This window comes from Cellvibrio sp. UBA7661, from assembly GCA_002483365.1.
GTDB lineage: Bacteria > Pseudomonadota > Gammaproteobacteria > Pseudomonadales > Cellvibrionaceae > Cellvibrio.
In genome coordinates, this window is sequence record DLHT01000007.1 from 15,790 (window position 1) to 33,445 (window position 17,656).

Consider the following 17,656-nt stretch of genomic DNA (forward strand, 5'->3'; position numbering starts at 1 on the left):
GGCGCAGGCGGATGGATGGACATGTTGGGGTTCGCAAGCTCACCGCCAACCTACGCCTCCTCCGCAAGTTGATTTGCCGCGGGTTTATTTACCCAGCGATCAAAAAACAAATACACCACCGGTGTGGTGAACAGGGTTAATACCTGGCTCACCAACAATCCACCCACCATCACCAAACCCAAGGGCTGGCGCAGTTCCGCGCCGGAGCCGCTGGCGAGCATTAAGGGGATCGCGCCAAACAAGGCGGCGAGGGTGGTCATCAAAATCGGGCGAAAGCGCATTAAGGCTGCGCGATGAATTGCCTCGCGCGGGCTCATGCCCAGTGTGCGTTGGGCATCTAGCGCAAAGTCCACCATCATGATGCCGTTCTTTTTCACCAAGCCGATCAACAACACCACGCCGATCACCGCAATCAAATCCAGCGGCTGCCCCGTCAGTAAAAGCGCGAGCAGCGCACCCACGGTGGCGGATGGCAGGGTGGAGAGGATGGTCACCGGGTGGATAAAACTCTCGTAAAGCACACCCAGTACGATGTACATAGTGACCACGGCCGCCAGCACCAGCCACAGGGTATTGCTGAGCGAGGCGCGGAAAGCGTCGGCCGCGCCCTGAAAACGCAACTCAACCGCGGCGGGCAAATCCAGTTCGGCAGTGGCGGCTTCTATCGCATCGATGGCTTCACCCAGTGAGGCATCTTCTGCAAGGTTGAACGAGATAGTGGTCGATGGAAATTGGCTTTGGTGGTTGATCAATAAAGGCGTTGGCCGCTGGCTGATTTTGGCAAGCGTAGACAAGAGCACCGGTTGGCCGCTGCTGGAACTGACATAGGTATTTTCCAGCGCCTTCAAGCCTTGGGCGTAATCCGGATCTACTTCCAGTACCACCCGGTATTGGTTGGCTTGGGTAAATAAAGTGGCGATCTGCCGCTGGGCATAGGCAGTTTGCAAGCTGCTGGCGATATTGCTCACGCTCACGCCGAGGCGCGCGGCGGCATCGCGGTCGATATCCACATAGGCTTGCAGGCCGCGGGTTTGTAAATCGGCGGCGATATCGGCCAGTGCCGGTTCCATACGCAAGCGCTCCAGCACACGCGGCAAGGTTTCATCCAGCAGGGCGATTTCCGGGGCGGTCAGGGTGAACTGGTATTGGGTGCGGCTCACCCGGTCTTCGATACTCAATTCCTGTACCGGCTGGAACCAGGCGGTAATGCCGCTGATCCCCGCAATACGCTCCTGCAAGCGGCGGATAATCTCGCTCGCGTGTTCGTCGCGCTCGCCGTGGGATGTCAGGTTAATCAGCAAGCGGCCGGAGTTGAGGGTGATATTGCTGCCATCTACACCGATAAACGATGAAATACTCGCCACATCCGGGTCTTGCAAAATCAGCTCAGCAATCTGCTGCTGGCGTTCGGTCATAGCGGCGAAGGAAGTGTCCTGCGGCGCTTCGGTGATCGCTTGAATCGCACCGCTGTCCTGAATCGGGAAAAAGCCTTTGGGTACGACAAGGTACAAACCCGCCGTGAGTGCAATAGTGCCCAGCATCACCGCCATGGCGGCGGTTTGGTGTTGCATCACGGTATCCAGCAATTCGCCGTAGCGGCGGATCACTTTGTCCAGAAAGTCAGGATTGTTTTCGTCATGCACCGGCGCGGTTTTGAGCATGCGCGCGCACATCATGGGCGTGAGCGTGAGCGAGACGATCAGCGATATACCAATCGCCACTGCCAGCGTAATCGCAAACTCCTGAAATAGCCGCCCCACCAAATCGCCCATAAACAGCAGCGGAATCAATACCGCGATCAGGGAAATAGTGAGCGATACCAGCGTAAAACCAATTTCCCCTGCACCTTTAAGCGCGGCATTCATCGGGGTTTCGCCCTGCTCGCGGTGGCGGGCGATGTTTTCCAGCATCACGATCGCATCGTCCACCACAAAACCGGTGGCGATGGTGAGCGCCATCAGCGTCAGGTTGTTGATGGAGAAATCGAGGAAATACATCACCGCAAAGGTGCCGATCAGCGATAGCGGCACGGCGAGGCTCGGGATTATGGTCGCGGGAATGGAGCGCAGGAACACCAGAGTTACGGCGACGACGAGGAAGATCGCAAAGATCAGTTCTTTTTGCACATCGCGGATGGAGGCGCGGATGCTGTGGGTACGGTCGCTCAGCACCTCGATCTTGGCCGCAGCGGGCATGGTCACCATCAATTTGGGCAGCAGCTCTTCGATACTGTCCGCCACATCAATCACATTGGCGCCCGGTTGGCGCTGGATGTTAATCAGCACCGCCGGTTGCTTGTTCGCCCAAGCGGCGAGGAAACGGTCTTCCGCGCCGTTTTCCACGGTGGCGACATCGCCCAAACGCAGTGGTGAGCCATCGCGGTAGCTCACAATCAAATCGCGATATTCCTGTGCCGAGCGGATTTGGTCATTGGCATCGAGCATGGTGGAGCGGTATTCGCCGTCAAAACTGCCTTTGGGCTGGTTGGTGTTGGCGGATACCACCGCATTGCGCACTTGCTCAAGGCTCAGCTGGGTATTGGCGAGCGCATTGGGGTTGACCTTGATGCGGATCGCCGGGCGCTGGCCGCCCGCCAGAGTCACCATACCGACACCGGGCAGCTGGGCAATCTTCTGCGCCATGCGGGTGTTTACCAGATCGTACACCTCGGGCAGTGGCAAGCTTTCAGAGGTGACCGCGAGGGTCATGATCGGCGCATCAGCCGGATTCACCTTGCGGTACACCGGCGGGGTGGGCAGGTCATTGGGCAGCAAATTGCTGGCGGTATTCAGCGCGGCCTGTACTTCTTGCTCGGCGACGCCCAAATCCATCTCTAACAAAAACTGCAGGGTGATGATGGATGCGCCGGTGGAGCTGGTGGAGGAGAGCTGCTTAACACCGGGGATTTGCCCCAGGCTGCGCTCCAGCGGGGCAGTCACGGTGCGCGCCATTACATCGGGGCTGGCACCGGGGTTGAAGGTAAAAATCTGGATGATCGGGTAATCCACCTGCGGTAATGCGGCCACCGGCAACAGGCGATAACCGAGCAAACCGGCGAGCAAAAACGCCAGCATCACCAGCGAGGTGGCGACGGGGCGGAGGATAAAGGCGCGGGAGATGTTCATGCGTTTCTCTACTGTAAGTCTATCGTCACTCCCGCGTAGCGGGAGTCCATAGGTCTTGTTCTTTATGGTTCCCCGCTGCGCGGGGATGACGTGGGGAGGTTACTCAATCACCTTCACATCTTTACCCGGCCAGAGGCGGTCGATCCCTTCCAGAACCACTTGTTCGCTCTCTTTTAATCCCTCTAATACCGCAATCCGGTCGGCTTCTACCGCGCCGAGTTTGATTGGGCGCATCTGCGCTTTGCCATCATCAATGGTGTATACATAGGTGCCTTTACTGCCGTATTGCACTGCATCGGTTGGAATGGTGATCGCGCCGTCCAGCGTTTGCAGGTGCAGGCGCGCATTGATGAATTGGTTGGGGAAGAGGCTGTCGTCGTTATTAGCGAACTCCGCTTTCAAGCGCAGGGTGCCAGTGGCGGAGTCGATCTGGTTATCCAGCGTGGTCAGTGTGCCGGTGGATAACAGGCTTTGCTCGCTGCGGTCCCAGGCTTCTACCGCAAGGGCTTGCTTGGCTGCCAGTGCGGCATTGTGAGCCGCACGCACGGCGATCAATTGATTTTCCGGAATAGTAAAAATCACCGAAATCGGTTGGGTTTGGGTAATGGTGACCAAGCCATTGCTGTCGTTGGCATTCACCAAGTTACCCACGTCCACTTTGCGCAAACCGGTGCGGCCAGAAATAGGAGCGGTAATGCGCGTGTAGGACAGTTGCAGGCGTGCATCTTCCAGTTGCGCCGAGTGGCTTTTTAAGGTGCCGCGCAATTGCTCTACCAAGGCTTTTTGTTTGTCGTGTTGTTGTTTGGCGATGGAGTTTTTTGTCAGCAACTGCTCATACAGTGCCAAATCATCTTCCGCATTTTTTAATTGGGCTTTGGTTTCCTGTAGCGCACCTTGCGCTTGTTGGAGTTTTACCTGATAAGGCGCGGGGTCGATTTCTGCCAGCACATCACCCGCTTTCACAAATTGCCCTTCGGTAAATTCCACACTCAGGATTGGCCCACCCACACGCGGGCGAACCGTCACGGTATTTAACGGGCTGACACTGCCAATCGCTTTTACGTGCACTTTTAAATCGCTTTTTGCCACTGTCACCACATGCACTGGCGTTGGCCCCATCCAGGGGTTAGGTGGCGGCGGCCCTTTTTTATCGGGTGTGCGAATGCCAAAAAACCACACCAATAACAGCACCACAACAACAACCAAACCCAACAGCCAACGCTGGCCGCGCGACAGGCGATTTACAGAAGCAAACATGAACACATCCATTAGTTGATTATTTAACGCAGAAACGCGCCCTTAGTCGGTGCTTGATGTTGCACACCTGTAGAAATGACGCATGTAATTGCAGGCTAGTATGCAGGGGGTATGCCTGCAATGGGTTTTACATTTCTCGACGTTTGTGCAGCAAATGCATGTGATTTCTTCACAAAAGTCCTGTTGCTTTTCACACACAAGGATGTTGGTTTTGAGGCGTAGTATGAAGTGAGTGGTAGTTGTGCCACACACCTTGTCATACAGGGTTCGCCATTTTTCAAAAGGATCTTCCCATGAAAAACACATCCAAACCTATTCTGATTCCGTTGCGCTTTAGTGAAAAACCCGCGCAAGACCTCTCACTCGTCGCTTTTTTGTTTTCGCGCAGTGGAAAACTGTTAGAGAAAACTGCGCTGCGTGGCGATTCAATTGAATTCAAAACAGCGGACAATAACCCGCGGCTGTATAAAATTTTTGTTGCACCGGCAGATGATAAAACGATAGATGGCATTACTGGCCTGCCGGAGTTGGAGCGGTTCAATCCATTTGAAGTGGTATTGGATGTGAATCGCGAGGGAATCATTAATCCGGTTTTGATTCCCAATGAATATCCCCTGTTGTGGTTGCGCCGCTCATGCCGTGTGCGCGGCCGCGTGATTAAAAATTTCTCGCTCGGCACCCTCACACAAGATCGCGGTATTTGCCATGCGCGCGTGCATATCTGCGAGGTGGACCGTATTCGTCTGCTGATTGAAAAAATTCCTGATCGCATCATCATTAAAATTCCGGAACTGGTGATTCATCCCGAGTGGCCATTTCCCATTCCTGAACCTGAACCGTTTAACCGATTGGGTTCGTTAACCGAGAAGTTTGATCCTCCACAACCTTTGCCTTGGCGTTTTGGTTTTGATGCGGCTTCTGAATTTGCTGCGCGTCAGTCTGAGCCGCTTAAAAATGTTTTGACTAATGAAAATGCACCGGAAGAATTGCGTGAGGTGCAATCGGTATTGTTGTCATCGCCCAGGATTCTTAGCCAATTAAATTCCGGCAATGTAGCGGCCATCCGCAAAACGCTGGTGGAAAATTTTGCGATTTTCCATCCATATTTTTGCCATGTACCCTGGTTGTGGCCGTATTTTTATCGCTACGATGAAGTGGCCTTGGCGTACACCGATTTAAACGGCGCATTCGATGTCACCTTCCGTTACTGGAATACGGGTGATAAACCCGATTTATATTTTTGGGTGGAATATTTGATCGACGGTGTGTGGACCACCGTATACAAACCCTCAGTCCCCTGTAACACCTATTGGGATTATCTGTGCGGCAGTGCTGTCACTATTCGTGTGACTGATCCACGCGTGCGTTGGGAATGCAACGATATTCTCGATGGCGATATTGTGTGGATCAAAACCATCGGTTCAAGTGCGAGCGTAAGCCATATCAAGCAACAGGATCAGTATTCAGTTATTCAAGGAAAATTATTTAATCACGTCGGCCTGAGCGATGTATTTATGAGTGGCGGTAGCAGCGCGCTGGATAATTATCGCCGCCCGTTTGGTGGCACGCTCAATTTTGTGGTGCAGTTTGGCAGCGGCTTGCCCGCGAATGGAATGTATTACTACCGCTGGAGTTATCGCCAGTTGCGCAATGCCGATTTATCCAATGCACCAGCGGCTGCGCTTGCATCGCTGCATAAAGGTCAGGCGTTACACAAAGCCTACACCTACGAATATTTTGATGCGCTGGGCCATAAACATTTTGGCCAAAATACCTTTAAGTTGGGGCCAGTCGCGCTCAATGGTGAAGATGACCTTTATGTTATTCCGCCTGCGTTTCCGTCATCCAGCCCGGTGAATGCAACAGAATTGAGCCCGCTGTGGGATCAGAACACTATCACCGCGAGTGTAGATTCAACGCAATTTGCCGATGGCCTTTATGAATTTGTATTGGAATTGTTTGATGCCAATGGCGTGAAATTGGCGGCAATTCCCAAACAGATTTTCCAGGTGCCGCACTACACCAGTTTTGCACCATCGGTGAATGCTGCGGATGACTATTTATTGCTGAATGGTGCCAATGCCCGTGGATTTACCATGAAAGCGCGCGTGGATAACCAGCGCTGCGAAGCGACGGTTTATAAAATCAAAGTCAACGGCAGCGAAGCGACCTCGGATTGTTGCGGTTTTGTGCCTTATCCACCCAATGCCAATATTGAAGTCGCGTTCCGTGCTTACCACCCACACAATTTTGCGACATTTAATTTTGTGGTGAATAAAGGTACGTGTAACGATGCCATCCAGCAAGGGTTTACCAACGCCAGTGGCATGGTGATTGGCAATGCCGGTAATTACACACGCGACAGCGCCAGTATTTATCGCGAAGGTTTTTCGCCTGCGCAATTATTGGGTATGTGTGTTGCGGGGGGCAAAGCGGCGTTTGCGGAGCATGTCTATGTCTCGGCATTGGCGACTAATGGTTATGATCGTTTGTCGTATTTGGATGCATCAGACCTTGCGGCCTTTGCGCTTGAACCGCTGTAAAACAACATCGCTAATAACGGGTTAGTGCAAATTGCATTAACCCGTTTTTTATTTAAACGTATTAGGTTAGATAAGTATTTAAAATCCTTAGGCAACTGCTTTTTTGAATGGTTACAGTTTGTTGCGAAGTGCGAAGAGTAAACTTCCAAACAATAAACAGCCAATGCCCAAGACGACGGGGAAATTAATATGTTCATCACTCATCACGTGAGTTTTTAATGAGCTTTCGTCTAAGGTTTTGATTTCTGTCGTTTGATGTATGTTTCCATAAATCAAACCTATTGCTCCTATGCAAAGCAGGATAATAGATAGCCTTTTGGTGGTATTCATAATGGTAAAGCCTTGAATATAAAATTAGCGGCAGATGTATCAGATACGATGTAGGTGCCGTGCACGTGCCAGCAGTGCAATAAGTGATGTCACCACTAAAAAGCCTAAAAAGCCGTTTAATCCATATAGCGATGAAAATACAATCGTACCCATAATAATGATAATAAAAACAATCATATCTATCTCCCTGTAAAAGAATAATAATGTCTGCCTGTGTTTGATTGCGGTCTGTTCGATAGCGTACATAGAAGGTTTCATAATTGACGTATATTTGCGCGCGAACACATGGTTCTTATTCCAAAGGAGCGTCAACTATGCCTCAGTCACCTAAGCCACAGTTCAATCATTTGCTCGCTGCATTACCTTCAGGTGTATTTCAACGGCTGGTGCCTAATCTTGAATTGGTTTCTCTCCCTTTGGGGAAAGTGCTATATGAATCGGGTGATACATTGCGGCACGTTTACTTTCCGGTTGATTGCATAGTGTCGCTCTTGTATGTAATGGAAAATGGTGCGTCTGCTGAAATTTCTGTGGTGGGAAGAGAGGGTATTATTGGTGTTGCTTTGTTTATGGGAGGTGAAAGCACTACCAGTCGAGCCATCATCCAAAGTGGTGGCTATGCATATCGTTTGCTTGCCTATAAGTTTAAGGACGAATTTAACCGCCACACAGAACTATTAATGTTGTTATTGCGCTACACACAGTCGCTCATTACACAAATGGCACAAACTGCAGTGTGCAACCGGCATCACTCAATAGACCAACAGTTGTGCCGTTGGTTGTTGTTGTCGCTTGATCGTTTGCCCGATAACCACATCACCATGACACAAGAGCTGATTGCCAATATGCTCGGTGTGCGGCGTGAAGGTGTGACGGAAGCGGCAGGTAAACTCCAAAAACTGGGTGTGATTGAATATTCACGTGGCAAGATTACAGTATTGGATCGCTACAGCCTTGAACAATTAAGTTGTGAATGTTATGCAGTTGTGAAAAAAGAAACTGACCGGCTACTGCCTTGCCCTTTAACACTCGGTACATCTCTGCGCCAGGCGACCATGCCTCGTGTAGTCAGGATGCCTCCCTGTGTAAAGTGATGTGTGTTCCTTACATCACTTTACCTTATTCCCTGTTCAACACCTGTGCGCATCCTGCGCACTATGAAGAATGTATGCAACTAATTCCTTTTAGTAATCCGCATGCCAATGTAAAAGGGTTCCTTTGAGTGATTAGCCTGATTAGCCTGATTAGTCTATTGGTGTTGTTATCGCTTATCAGTACGCAAGCACACATAATAATTTAAATTTTATTATTATGATTTTCTTTTGTGCAATGTCGAACAGATGGCGATTGATTAAATCTCTAAAATAAAAAACGAAATAACATCATTCATGCTTGGAGCTTGTCATGAAATTATTTAATTTTAATACAACTAAAATACTGGGTTTTAGTATTGCTTTTTCTGTATTGCTAATGGCGTTTGTGGGATGTGCATCAACACCAAAAAATGCCAGTATGGGCGAATATATTGATGATAGTGTTATTACCACAAAAGTAAAAGCAGCCATATTAAATGACAAAGAATTGAAAGTGATGGAGGTAAATGTTGAAACTTTCAAGGGCGTTGTTCAGCTAAGTGGTTTTGTGAATTCCCAGGGTGATATCAGAAGGGCAGCCAAAGTGGCAAGTGAAGTGAAGGGTGTAAAATCCGTTAAAAATGACATGCGAATAAAATAATAAGGCACAAAAATTTTTTTATAAAAACCAAAAAACGGAGCCTGCGGATATGCTGTTTGTATCCCAGCGCACCGACTTTTCGGGTGATAACTCTGACACTGTATGTCGAAAAAGCCGCTCAAATTGTTGGGCCTAAGGTCGGACTGCGCAACCTGCGCAATCATAGACGGCACACCTCCCGGAGTTATCAATGAAACGTTTTCAATTTTATCCATCAATTTTCTTGCCTGTACCAACACGTTTGGCAATCGCTATCAGTGTAATAACGATGTCAGGCAGCCCACTATTATTAGCGCAAGGCGCAACTCGCCATGATCTAAACTCAAATTGGTATGGCGGTTTTAATATTGGCCACACCTACGAGAGCATTAATGATGGCGCTATTGCTAATCACGAGTTGGGCGGTGGCCTGACAACAATTACCGACGATGACCGTGATAATGGTTACAAGCTATTTGCAGGTTATCTTATCAACGATATCTTTTTATTGGAGGCTGGTTATTTTGACTTGGGCCAATTTGGTTCGAGAGCAACAAAAACAAATATTAGTACGCTGCAAAGCAGAACCAAAACCAAGGGTTTTTCTCTTGATGTGCTAGGTTCATTACCGCTAACGGAAAAATTTTCAGCGTTTGCGCGAGTTGGGGTGCATTACAGCGAAGTAAAAAATCGATTTCAAGGTATAAGTAATCTGGTGGCTATCAATCATCATCACCGCGAGCGTGATGTGAATTTTAAATGGGGTGGTGGTTTGCAGTATGACTTTACCGCTAAATTCGGCATGCGTATTGAGGCAGAACGTTACGCTATTAATGACACTATGAATAATAATGGCAGCATCAATTTTTATTCATTGGGTATCGTTTACCGTTTTGGGAGTCAACACCCTACAAGGACGCAATTGATCAGCAATCGGGATATGCCGGATACTAGTATTGACCCACCGACATTAGAAGAGTATTGCAGTATGTTGGATATCCAGTTTGAAATTAATAATGCCGATATTCAGCGTGAAGATTTTGAGCGGCTTTCTGTGGTCGGTATATTTCTAGCAAAGTATCCGGAGGCCTCTGTTGTTATTGAGGGTCATACAGACAATGTAGGCTCTCCTGAAGATAATCAAGCCTTATCGCGTCATCGGGCAGAAAGTGTATTGTCGTATTTAGTAAAGGATCAGGGTGTGGATCGCGCGCGATTATTGGCAGTCGGCTTTGGTGATACGCGCCCAATAGCAAGTAATGCTACCGAGGAAGGCAAGCGCGCCAATCGCCGTATCAATACTGTTATCAGTTGCGTGAATGATATAGAAGGTTTATCCCCTGCTGCTGCACGCATGACAATGGCTATGTTGATGGAATTTGATGTCAACAGTGCAGTAGTCAAACCGCAATACCATAAAGAATTGGCAAAAGTCGCCAAATTTCTAAGAGAGAATCGTCGCGTTACCGCAACTGTCGAGGGACATACCGCAGGCCTTCAGGTGACTGTATCTAATTCTCATGAGATTTCTTTACGGCGCGCGCAAAACGTTGTTGATTATTTAGTCAATAGTGAAGGTATTGAGCGTGCACGGCTTACTGCAGAAGGCTTTGGGGAAAGTCGTCGTTTTTCCTACAATACCAGTCTTGGTCGGCAGCAAGAAAACCGTCGGGTCAATATTATTTTTACATATCCCAAAAATAGCCTTGCTAAACACTAATGAAGTGGAATGTTAGGATGTATAGATATTTATAAAAAACCAGCGCTATGCTGGTTTTTTATATTTCATTTTTAGATCTGAAAATGTTCTTGCGATTCAATTTTATTAACCATCAAGAAAATATTTTCTCATAATCTTTGATCATTATTTGATAGCACTTGCATGAAGTTGCTTCCAATCCTTTTCTATTAAGAATGGTAATTTCACCGCGGTTGTAATGAATAAGATTTTTGGCTTGCAATGCACCTGCAGCTATAGTGACGCCACTGCGGCGAACTCCAAGCATGTCGGCAAGAAATACTTGGGTTAAGTGTAATTGATCGGCGTAAGTGCGGTCATGGGTCATTAATAGCCAGCGAGCCAGACGCTGCTCTATTTCATGAAAATGGATGCAAGCCGCTGTTTTGATTAATTGCTCGAATAGCACATACATATAGCGGTTGAGGTGCTGCACCAGTCTTGGGGTCGCTTGTAATTCACGGCGGAGTTGTACTGGACTTAGGCGTAATGCTTCACCAGAGCCTTGTACCAAGGCGCGCATTGGCGTTGTGATGAGTCCCAGTGATACGGTTGCTCCCAGCATCCCCTCATTTCCAACTAAACTGATTTCCAGAGGCTTATGTCCCTCAATAGGCGTTACTGATGAAATAAAAGCGCTTAATGGAAAATACACATATTTCAGTGGCTTATCCGGTTCGCACAAAATGGTGCCGAATTTTAATGTGACTGGCTCGCAGATTTTCAACATATGTGTACGTAATTTTTCAGGTAGGCTGTCCAATAAACGATTAGTGGCTAGCTTGCGTGGATAAGTTTTTTTTACGGTTGGATTAAATGACATCACAGTAACCTTGGCACTCAATTTCCAATATGGCACAAGATCAGTGCTATGCAATCTTGCTGGTTCAGCATGTGATGAATAGATTATGTTTTCTGTACGTCAGATTACAGAGAGTGCATTTTTTGTATATTTATGTATTTGAAAAATAGGTATTTCATTTTGTTGTGTGTGTTTACGAACTGATGCGGAGATGCTGCTGTGGCAGAATTTTCCGTGATGACAGATGCGGAAAATGTTTTCAACAAATGCGAATGTTGGCAGTTACAACCATAAGGGTTGCTGTTTTTCGTTCGTTACACACCAAAAGGAAACTATGATGAGCTATGAAAATCGCGATACCTATGGCATGTACAAAACATCCCATGAAAATGGTCTTGAGCCAAGATTGATGGGGGCAGATACTCTGGTGGGCAGTGATGTCTACAACAAGCAGCATGAAGACATTGGAGATATAAAAGAAATAATGTTGGATATGAGCAACGGTAAAGTCTGCTATGCCGTTTTGTCCTTTGGCTCATTTTTAGGTATGGGAGAAAAATTGTTTGCTGTACCTTGGCGGGCGCTTACCCTGGATAGGAAAAATAAACGTTTTATTTTGGATGTGGAAAAAGATCGCCTGAAAAATGCACCAGGATTTGATAAATCTCATTGGCCTAATATGGCAGATCAGTCGTGGTCTAATGATATACATACTTATTATGGTGTTAAGCCGTTTGGCCGCTACGAGTGACATTTGAATTTATTTACATGTGGTGATAAAGAAATATTGAAGTAATAGTTAAAGATGTAAAGGTGGTTAATGTTTAAAACATTAACTGCTTTTTTTGAAAATCCATTCATATCCTCATTTATTTTCTATCAACAAATTTTGATATCCTTCTGCGGAGAGTATCAGTACAGATTTTGCTGCTGATGTTTGTTGCCAACTATGGCTATCTACAGTCAATAATGTTTGGCATGAGTCTTTTTGTACCAACCTTGCAAGTGGCTTACGTTGTTTGATTGCACCTATGGCAATACCTGTAAAGCCACCGATGCATGCTCCCCAGCCAATTAATACCAGAGGTACAGTCAGTGGGCTTGCGATAAATAAACTGGTATTTATCATGGCTAATTCAATAGTCATTCCTACGAAAACACCAATTAGTATGCCTATTGTGCCACTGACCAGTACAGCGACTAATATGTTGCTGCTATTACCCTGTTCAGCCCATGCCGCGATCAATGTGGATTTCAAATCTGAATCACTGAGCTTAAGTTGTTTGGCTGGAATTCCTTGTAACAATAATGTTGCGTACGCCTTTTCTGCCTGATTGCGATGTAAAAACGAGCCTGATATCCGGTGATGATATTGCGGCATCATGATTGGCCTCGATTGATACCGTTCGCAGCAGCACAAATGGTGAGTTTTGTACCAAGGCTATGTAGATAGCCTTATCTCTCACTGCACTTTGCGATTGGCTCTGGTTATTGTGCAACTGTCAAATTGTCAGTGATGATAGCTTCTACGCGACGATTTAAAGCCCGTCCAGAAATTGAATCATTGCTGGCTACCGGGTAATTTTCTCCTTTACCATAAACGCTCAAGCGATGCTCACTAATACCTTGTTGTAGTAAATAACTACGCACGGACTCTGCTCGATGAAGTGATAGCGTTTGGTTACTCGCTTCGCTACCAACATTATCAGTGTGCCCTTCAATAATTAATGTACGATTAGGATAGTTTGTAAGAAAACTGGAAAGTTTAGCCAGATTTTCTGCAGCATTACCTTTCAATTGTGATTTTCCAGTTTCAAATAACATATCTCCCAAGGTGACTACCAAACCACGCTCGGTAGCTTTTGCATTTAATTCTGCAATCTGGCGGCGTAATTCATTGCTCTCTTCTCGTGCTTGATCTGCATCATACTGTGCACGATCCGCTTCGCGAGTACGAGACTGGAGTCGTTCGGTATTACGCTGCTCAGTTAATCTTGCCCGTTGATCTTCTAGATAACGGGTATTGGCTTGCGCCCAAGCAATATCAACTTCGCGAGTGGCGACAAATACCAAATGATCGGAAAGTGCTTGATCTTTGCGAGGGATTTCTGCCTCGCGTACCGCAGATTCAGCTGTACGAATCGCTACCGAAACGCGGCTTGATAGTTCGGGATCATTTTGCAATTGTGTCAAACGATCACGTGCAGCGATTGCGTCCGCGGGGATTTTGGAAGTGGTTGCGCAGCCGCCTAGAATTAATAAACTAGTAGCAACCATAAAAAATGGGCGGAAAAAGTATTTTGCATGTTGGGTGGGGTGGATAGTGAATAATTTCATTGTGGTGCTCCAGTTTTGCGCTGCATTTCTTCTTTAAGGACGTCGATGTTTGTATTCATATCGTTGTTAACAGCTTCCGCTTTGGCAAGCTCAGCTATGGCTGACGCAAACCTGATATCAACACTGGCTTGTTGTGCCATACGTTTTGCCAATAGCATGTCTTCGTTTTGTACGGCAATACGTGCGGCAGCGAGTTTTCTTCGTGCCTCTTGCAATTCCGGTAGCGCGTATTGCGCCACCCGCGCTTGTTCTGCATCCACCATAGATTGCTCGGCAGTAGCAATTTCTTGTGTAGGAGGCAATGGTTTTGATGTGCAAGCTGCCAGCAAAAATAAACTGGTACCAAACATCAATGTATACGGAATTAAACTCCGCATGCTTCCAGTAATCGCCTTATGTGTGAATTGATACATGATATTTACCTTGGTTTGACGAATATGTATTTAGGTGTTAATTCACCAACTCTTTTGCCTGTACGCTTTTAACACCGCGAATATTTTGTGCAAGTTCAATGGCAAGCGCGCGTTCGACACCGCTATTGACTTTACCGCTTAAGGTGACCACGCCGTTATCAGTGTTTACGCTAATATCAGCGCTATTCACATTGCGCGAATACAAATAAGTGGATTTTATCTTTGTCGTAATCCAACTATCTGACAGAGTACTGCCAGTTTCTTCGATAGATGCTTTGGCCATTCCGGCACTGCCTGGTGTTTTGTTTACCTCCAAATTGTTGGTAACAGATATTACGCCCGGCGTCCCTTTGGCTAGCCGCTCTGCAAGTTCACGGGATTTCTGTGTGTCGACATTTCCGGAGAGTGTGACTTTGCTGTTGATAGTTTCGACTTTAATTAATTTTGTATTGATGTATTTGCTCCACAATAATTTAGATTTGACGGCACTGGTTATATTCACATCGTCAATATGACTGCCATATCCACTTGTATCGGAATTTGGTTGGTAGTCGGGTACAACTTTAATGTTGTTTTCCACTGCCTTAATGCCTGTAACACCAAGTGCAATTGCTTCTGCTAGATCTCTATTAACATCTTCATCAACGGTTCCTTCGAGTTTTGCTTTGCCTTCATTGACCGATACTTTAATGTCGTTAGCGCGAAGGTAAGGGCTTAGTGCGTAGGTGGTCCATATTTGTGTTTCTTGTTTTGCATTGATCACTTCTTGCGATGCCGTATCCGCAAAAATTGGGAAACAAACTATCATTAATGACAATGCAAAAAAATTCACTTTTTTCAATAAATAGTTCAGTGAGGTTTCCATTTTTTTCTCCATGGTACTGTTGGGTATAGGCAGCTTTTTTAATCAAATTCGCCATCTTTTTTGTAGATGGCGATAGTTCTATGGAGGTTAGCAGTTGCACTTATCTAAAAATGTTTTCACTTGCTTATCTGCTTCGCTGCTGTTTATGTGGTAGCGCTCTTGTATTAAGCTGGATAAATTCTCGGCCTTGCCATTAGAGTGTAAAAGCTCGGCATCCGTTAATTTTCCCCACATTGTTTTTGCATTACTGACTTGCTTGGACCACGCGCTTGTTTTTGGTATGGCATCCGCTTGTTGTTGAGGGCGGGTGGACATTTGTTGTTGATTGGGCTGGCGCTGTTGTTTAGCAATAAATCCAGGTTGATAGTCTTTCTGGATCGCAACATTCAATGGTGTGTCTTCTGCAGACTGTTGCTTTTTGATTGCTGGGGAAGATACTGGTTGTTGCTGTGAATTTTTTTCTGGAGTGTTCGATTTGTTACCTGTATTGGTGTTCATGATGGCCTCTCGGTGCATTCAACCAAACTGCGGTATTGCAGTGATGGTGAATGAATGGATAAGCAACAGTAACAGGTTAACGGCGAATTTTCGGTGTGTTGGCGCACCCAGAGATTTTTATTTTTGTGGGTAAATATCAGTGTGTTGGCGAACAGAAAATATAATTGCCAAGTGATAGTGTTTGTGCCTGTTTTGGTTGCGGTAGTGCAGTGGTTTTTCTGCATTCTACCCGTTGGCCGAAATGTTGAATTTAATTAATTGATACAGGAGTAATCTATGGAAATTACACAGAAAAGTTATCCGTTGAATGCCGATGCAAAAGAAGGATCTGCTCACTCAAGCAATACATCATCTACTATTTCAAACGAATTTCGCCGTTTTTTGGAGGATATAGATGTCCTCATCAATGAGACTAGTAATATGACCGGTGATGACTTGAAGCGTGCAATAATGAATTTGAATAAACGCGTTTCAGAAGCTAAAGATTCGATAGAGCATTTTGGCGAATCGGTAATGAGTCATGCACGTAAATCAGCCGAAAGCACGAATGAGTATGTGCATAAAAAACCATGGGTGGTAATAGGTGCCGGTGCGGCTATGGGGTTGCTTTTAGGTTACTTGCTGACTCGCAAAGGCGGCGATGCTAAATAGCGTTGTATGCTGCATAAAGTGTCAACACTGCTAGTGAATAAACTGGTCAAACAGAATTATCTCAACCTGCTCGCCTTCAGCAACCGATCCACGTTCTGCTTCCAAGCGAATATAACAATTCGCGTTTGCCATGCCGGTTAATACGCCGGAGTTTTGCAAGCCTGCTCTGCGCACGTAATAACTGCCGTTGCGATATTGCGCAATGCCGCGCTGGAAATCGGTGCGCCCCGGTTGTTTTTTTAGCGCATGGCTGGCGATGGCAATGCGTGGCGCGTGTGGTGTGATGTTTTGCATTTCACCTGACAACTTGCGCAATGCTGGCACGACCAGTTGGTGATAAGTAACGGCGGTTGAAACCGGGTTGCCCGGTAAACCAAAAAACCAACCCTTACCCAAGCGGCCGAACGCAAAAGGTTTTCCCGGTTTCATGGCAATTTTCCAAAAATGGATTTCACCCAATTCAGCGAGAATATCTTTGGTGTAATCCGCATCGCCCACTGAAACACCGCCGGTGGAAATCACCACATCGGCTGTTTGCATCGCCTGCGTAAATGCATTGCGCAGTGCATCGGGGTTGTCGGGAACCACACCCAAATCAGTCAATTCAACCGGTAAACGTTGCAGCAGTGCGCGCAGCAATGGGCGGTTGCTGTCATAAATTTTTCCCAGTTCCGGTGCGGCACCGGCGGGCAATAATTCATCGCCAGTGGTTAGCAAGGCAACGCGAATATTGCGCACGACTTTGACTTGTGCCAAACCGAGTGAAGCGAGCAAACCAATATCCAACGCAGTAATGCGATGGCCAGCTGCGAGCACCTTGCTGCCGTGTGCAATATCTTCACCGGCGCGGCGGATGTTATTGCCAAGCGGTGATAGCTCATTCAGCACAATGCTATCGCCATCGGCCAGAACATTTTCCTGCATCACCACCGTATCGGCTCCGGCAGGTATTAAGGCGCCGGTCATAATGCGCACGCATTGACCCTGCTGGATTTCCTTCCTAAACGGGTGGCCAGCCAGTGATTCGCCAATCCGTTGCAGCTGCCCCGGTGAATCTTGCGCACGCAGGGCGTAACCATCCATGGCCGAGTTATCACCCGCAGGCACATTAACCGGGGCAATGACATCGCTTGCGAGCACACGGTCAAGCGCATCCGGCAAGGCAAGCCACTGCTGTTCCTGTACGGGTTCCAGTTGGGCCAGTAAGCGGCTGAGGGCGTCATCAATCGGGAGTAGTTGGGGTTGTGCGCAATGATCCACGGGTATTGTTCCTCCGCTGGGATGGTTCCGTAGCAGTAATCGAAGCCGCCAGTATGCCTGATCCGGTCGTATTATAAAGATTCCCAATTGATAATAAGTATCATTTATGTAAGCATGTGCCACA

The 17,656-nt window shown here is 47.2% G+C and carries 17 protein-coding genes; 6 read left to right on the forward strand and 11 right to left on the reverse strand.

The window, feature by feature from the left end:
- Window positions 1–50 precede the first annotated feature (50 nt).
- Window positions 51–3,125 (reverse strand): multidrug efflux RND transporter permease subunit, encoded by a 3,075-nt coding sequence (locus B2739_RS06965; protein ID WP_331345144.1) that lies wholly within the window; start codon window positions 3,123–3,125, stop codon window positions 51–53.
- A gap of 99 nt (window positions 3,126–3,224) precedes the next feature.
- A complete protein-coding gene (locus tag B2739_RS06970) occupies window positions 3,225–4,382 on the reverse strand; it encodes an efflux RND transporter periplasmic adaptor subunit (RefSeq protein WP_331345145.1) in 1,158 nt (385 codons plus the stop codon).
- Window positions 4,383–4,675: 293 nt separating this feature from the next.
- Here B2739_RS06970 and B2739_RS06975 point away from each other — a divergent pair, with 293 nt between their 5' ends.
- On the forward strand, window positions 4,676–6,925 hold the full coding sequence (locus B2739_RS06975) for a hypothetical protein (protein WP_331345146.1): 2,250 nt from the start codon (window positions 4,676–4,678) through the stop codon (window positions 6,923–6,925).
- A 111-nt stretch (window positions 6,926–7,036) separates the two neighbouring features.
- Here the strand turns inward: B2739_RS06975 and B2739_RS06980 are convergent, their stop codons facing one another.
- Both B2739_RS06980 and B2739_RS06985 read right to left on the reverse strand, forming a co-directional pair.
- On the reverse strand, window positions 7,037–7,255 hold the full coding sequence (locus B2739_RS06980) for a hypothetical protein (RefSeq protein WP_331345147.1): 219 nt from the start codon (window positions 7,253–7,255) through the stop codon (window positions 7,037–7,039).
- 39 nt (window positions 7,256–7,294) lie between these two features.
- Complete coding sequence (locus B2739_RS06985; protein ID WP_331345148.1) at window positions 7,295–7,432, reverse strand: hypothetical protein; 138 nt, start codon at window positions 7,430–7,432, stop codon at window positions 7,295–7,297.
- Between the two features lie 137 nt (window positions 7,433–7,569).
- Between B2739_RS06985 and B2739_RS06990 the strand changes: the two genes are divergently transcribed.
- From B2739_RS06990 to B2739_RS07000, 3 genes are all read left to right on the forward strand, one after another.
- Window positions 7,570–8,349, forward strand: coding sequence for a Crp/Fnr family transcriptional regulator (locus B2739_RS06990; RefSeq protein ID WP_331345149.1), 780 nt, complete (start codon window positions 7,570–7,572; stop codon window positions 8,347–8,349).
- Window positions 8,350–8,725: 376 nt separating this feature from the next.
- Entirely contained in the window at window positions 8,726–8,989 is a 264-nt protein-coding gene (locus tag B2739_RS06995) for a BON domain-containing protein (RefSeq protein ID WP_414633213.1), read from the forward strand.
- Between the two features lie 190 nt (window positions 8,990–9,179).
- Window positions 9,180–10,688 (forward strand): OmpA family protein, encoded by a 1,509-nt coding sequence (locus B2739_RS07000; protein ID WP_331345151.1) that lies wholly within the window; start codon window positions 9,180–9,182, stop codon window positions 10,686–10,688.
- A 112-nt stretch (window positions 10,689–10,800) separates the two neighbouring features.
- Here the strand turns inward: B2739_RS07000 and B2739_RS07005 are convergent, their stop codons facing one another.
- Entirely contained in the window at window positions 10,801–11,529 is a 729-nt protein-coding gene (locus tag B2739_RS07005; protein ID WP_331345152.1) for a Crp/Fnr family transcriptional regulator, read from the reverse strand.
- 313 nt (window positions 11,530–11,842) lie between these two features.
- Between B2739_RS07005 and B2739_RS07010 the strand changes: the two genes are divergently transcribed.
- The gene (locus B2739_RS07010) at window positions 11,843–12,259 is read left to right on the forward strand and encodes a PRC-barrel domain-containing protein (RefSeq protein ID WP_331345153.1); all 417 of its coding nucleotides are present in this window, start codon (window positions 11,843–11,845) and stop codon (window positions 12,257–12,259) included.
- A 114-nt stretch (window positions 12,260–12,373) separates the two neighbouring features.
- On the opposite strand, the gene B2739_RS07015 is transcribed toward B2739_RS07010, so the two are convergent.
- From B2739_RS07015 to B2739_RS07035, 5 genes are all read right to left on the reverse strand, one after another.
- Entirely contained in the window at window positions 12,374–12,892 is a 519-nt protein-coding gene (locus B2739_RS07015; RefSeq protein WP_331345154.1) for a hypothetical protein, read from the reverse strand.
- Between the two features lie 104 nt (window positions 12,893–12,996).
- Window positions 12,997–13,845, reverse strand: coding sequence for an OmpA family protein (locus B2739_RS07020; protein ID WP_331345155.1), 849 nt, complete (start codon window positions 13,843–13,845; stop codon window positions 12,997–12,999).
- Window positions 13,842–14,258, reverse strand: coding sequence for a DUF4398 domain-containing protein (locus tag B2739_RS07025; protein WP_331345156.1), 417 nt, complete (start codon window positions 14,256–14,258; stop codon window positions 13,842–13,844). The genes B2739_RS07020 and B2739_RS07025 overlap by 4 nt, the downstream gene beginning before the upstream one ends.
- A gap of 37 nt (window positions 14,259–14,295) precedes the next feature.
- Window positions 14,296–15,135, reverse strand: a complete 840-nt coding sequence (locus B2739_RS07030) for a BON domain-containing protein (RefSeq protein ID WP_331345157.1) — start codon at window positions 15,133–15,135, stop codon at window positions 14,296–14,298.
- Window positions 15,136–15,210: 75 nt separating this feature from the next.
- On the reverse strand, window positions 15,211–15,621 hold the full coding sequence (locus tag B2739_RS07035; RefSeq protein WP_331345158.1) for a hypothetical protein: 411 nt from the start codon (window positions 15,619–15,621) through the stop codon (window positions 15,211–15,213).
- 276 nt (window positions 15,622–15,897) lie between these two features.
- Here B2739_RS07035 and B2739_RS07040 point away from each other — a divergent pair, with 276 nt between their 5' ends.
- The gene (locus B2739_RS07040; protein WP_331345159.1) at window positions 15,898–16,272 is read left to right on the forward strand and encodes a DUF883 family protein; all 375 of its coding nucleotides are present in this window, start codon (window positions 15,898–15,900) and stop codon (window positions 16,270–16,272) included.
- Between the two features lie 30 nt (window positions 16,273–16,302).
- On the opposite strand, the gene glp is transcribed toward B2739_RS07040, so the two are convergent.
- A complete protein-coding gene (glp, locus tag B2739_RS07045; RefSeq protein ID WP_331345160.1) occupies window positions 16,303–17,532 on the reverse strand; it encodes a gephyrin-like molybdotransferase Glp in 1,230 nt (409 codons plus the stop codon).
- Between the last annotated feature and the right edge of the window lie 124 nt (window positions 17,533–17,656).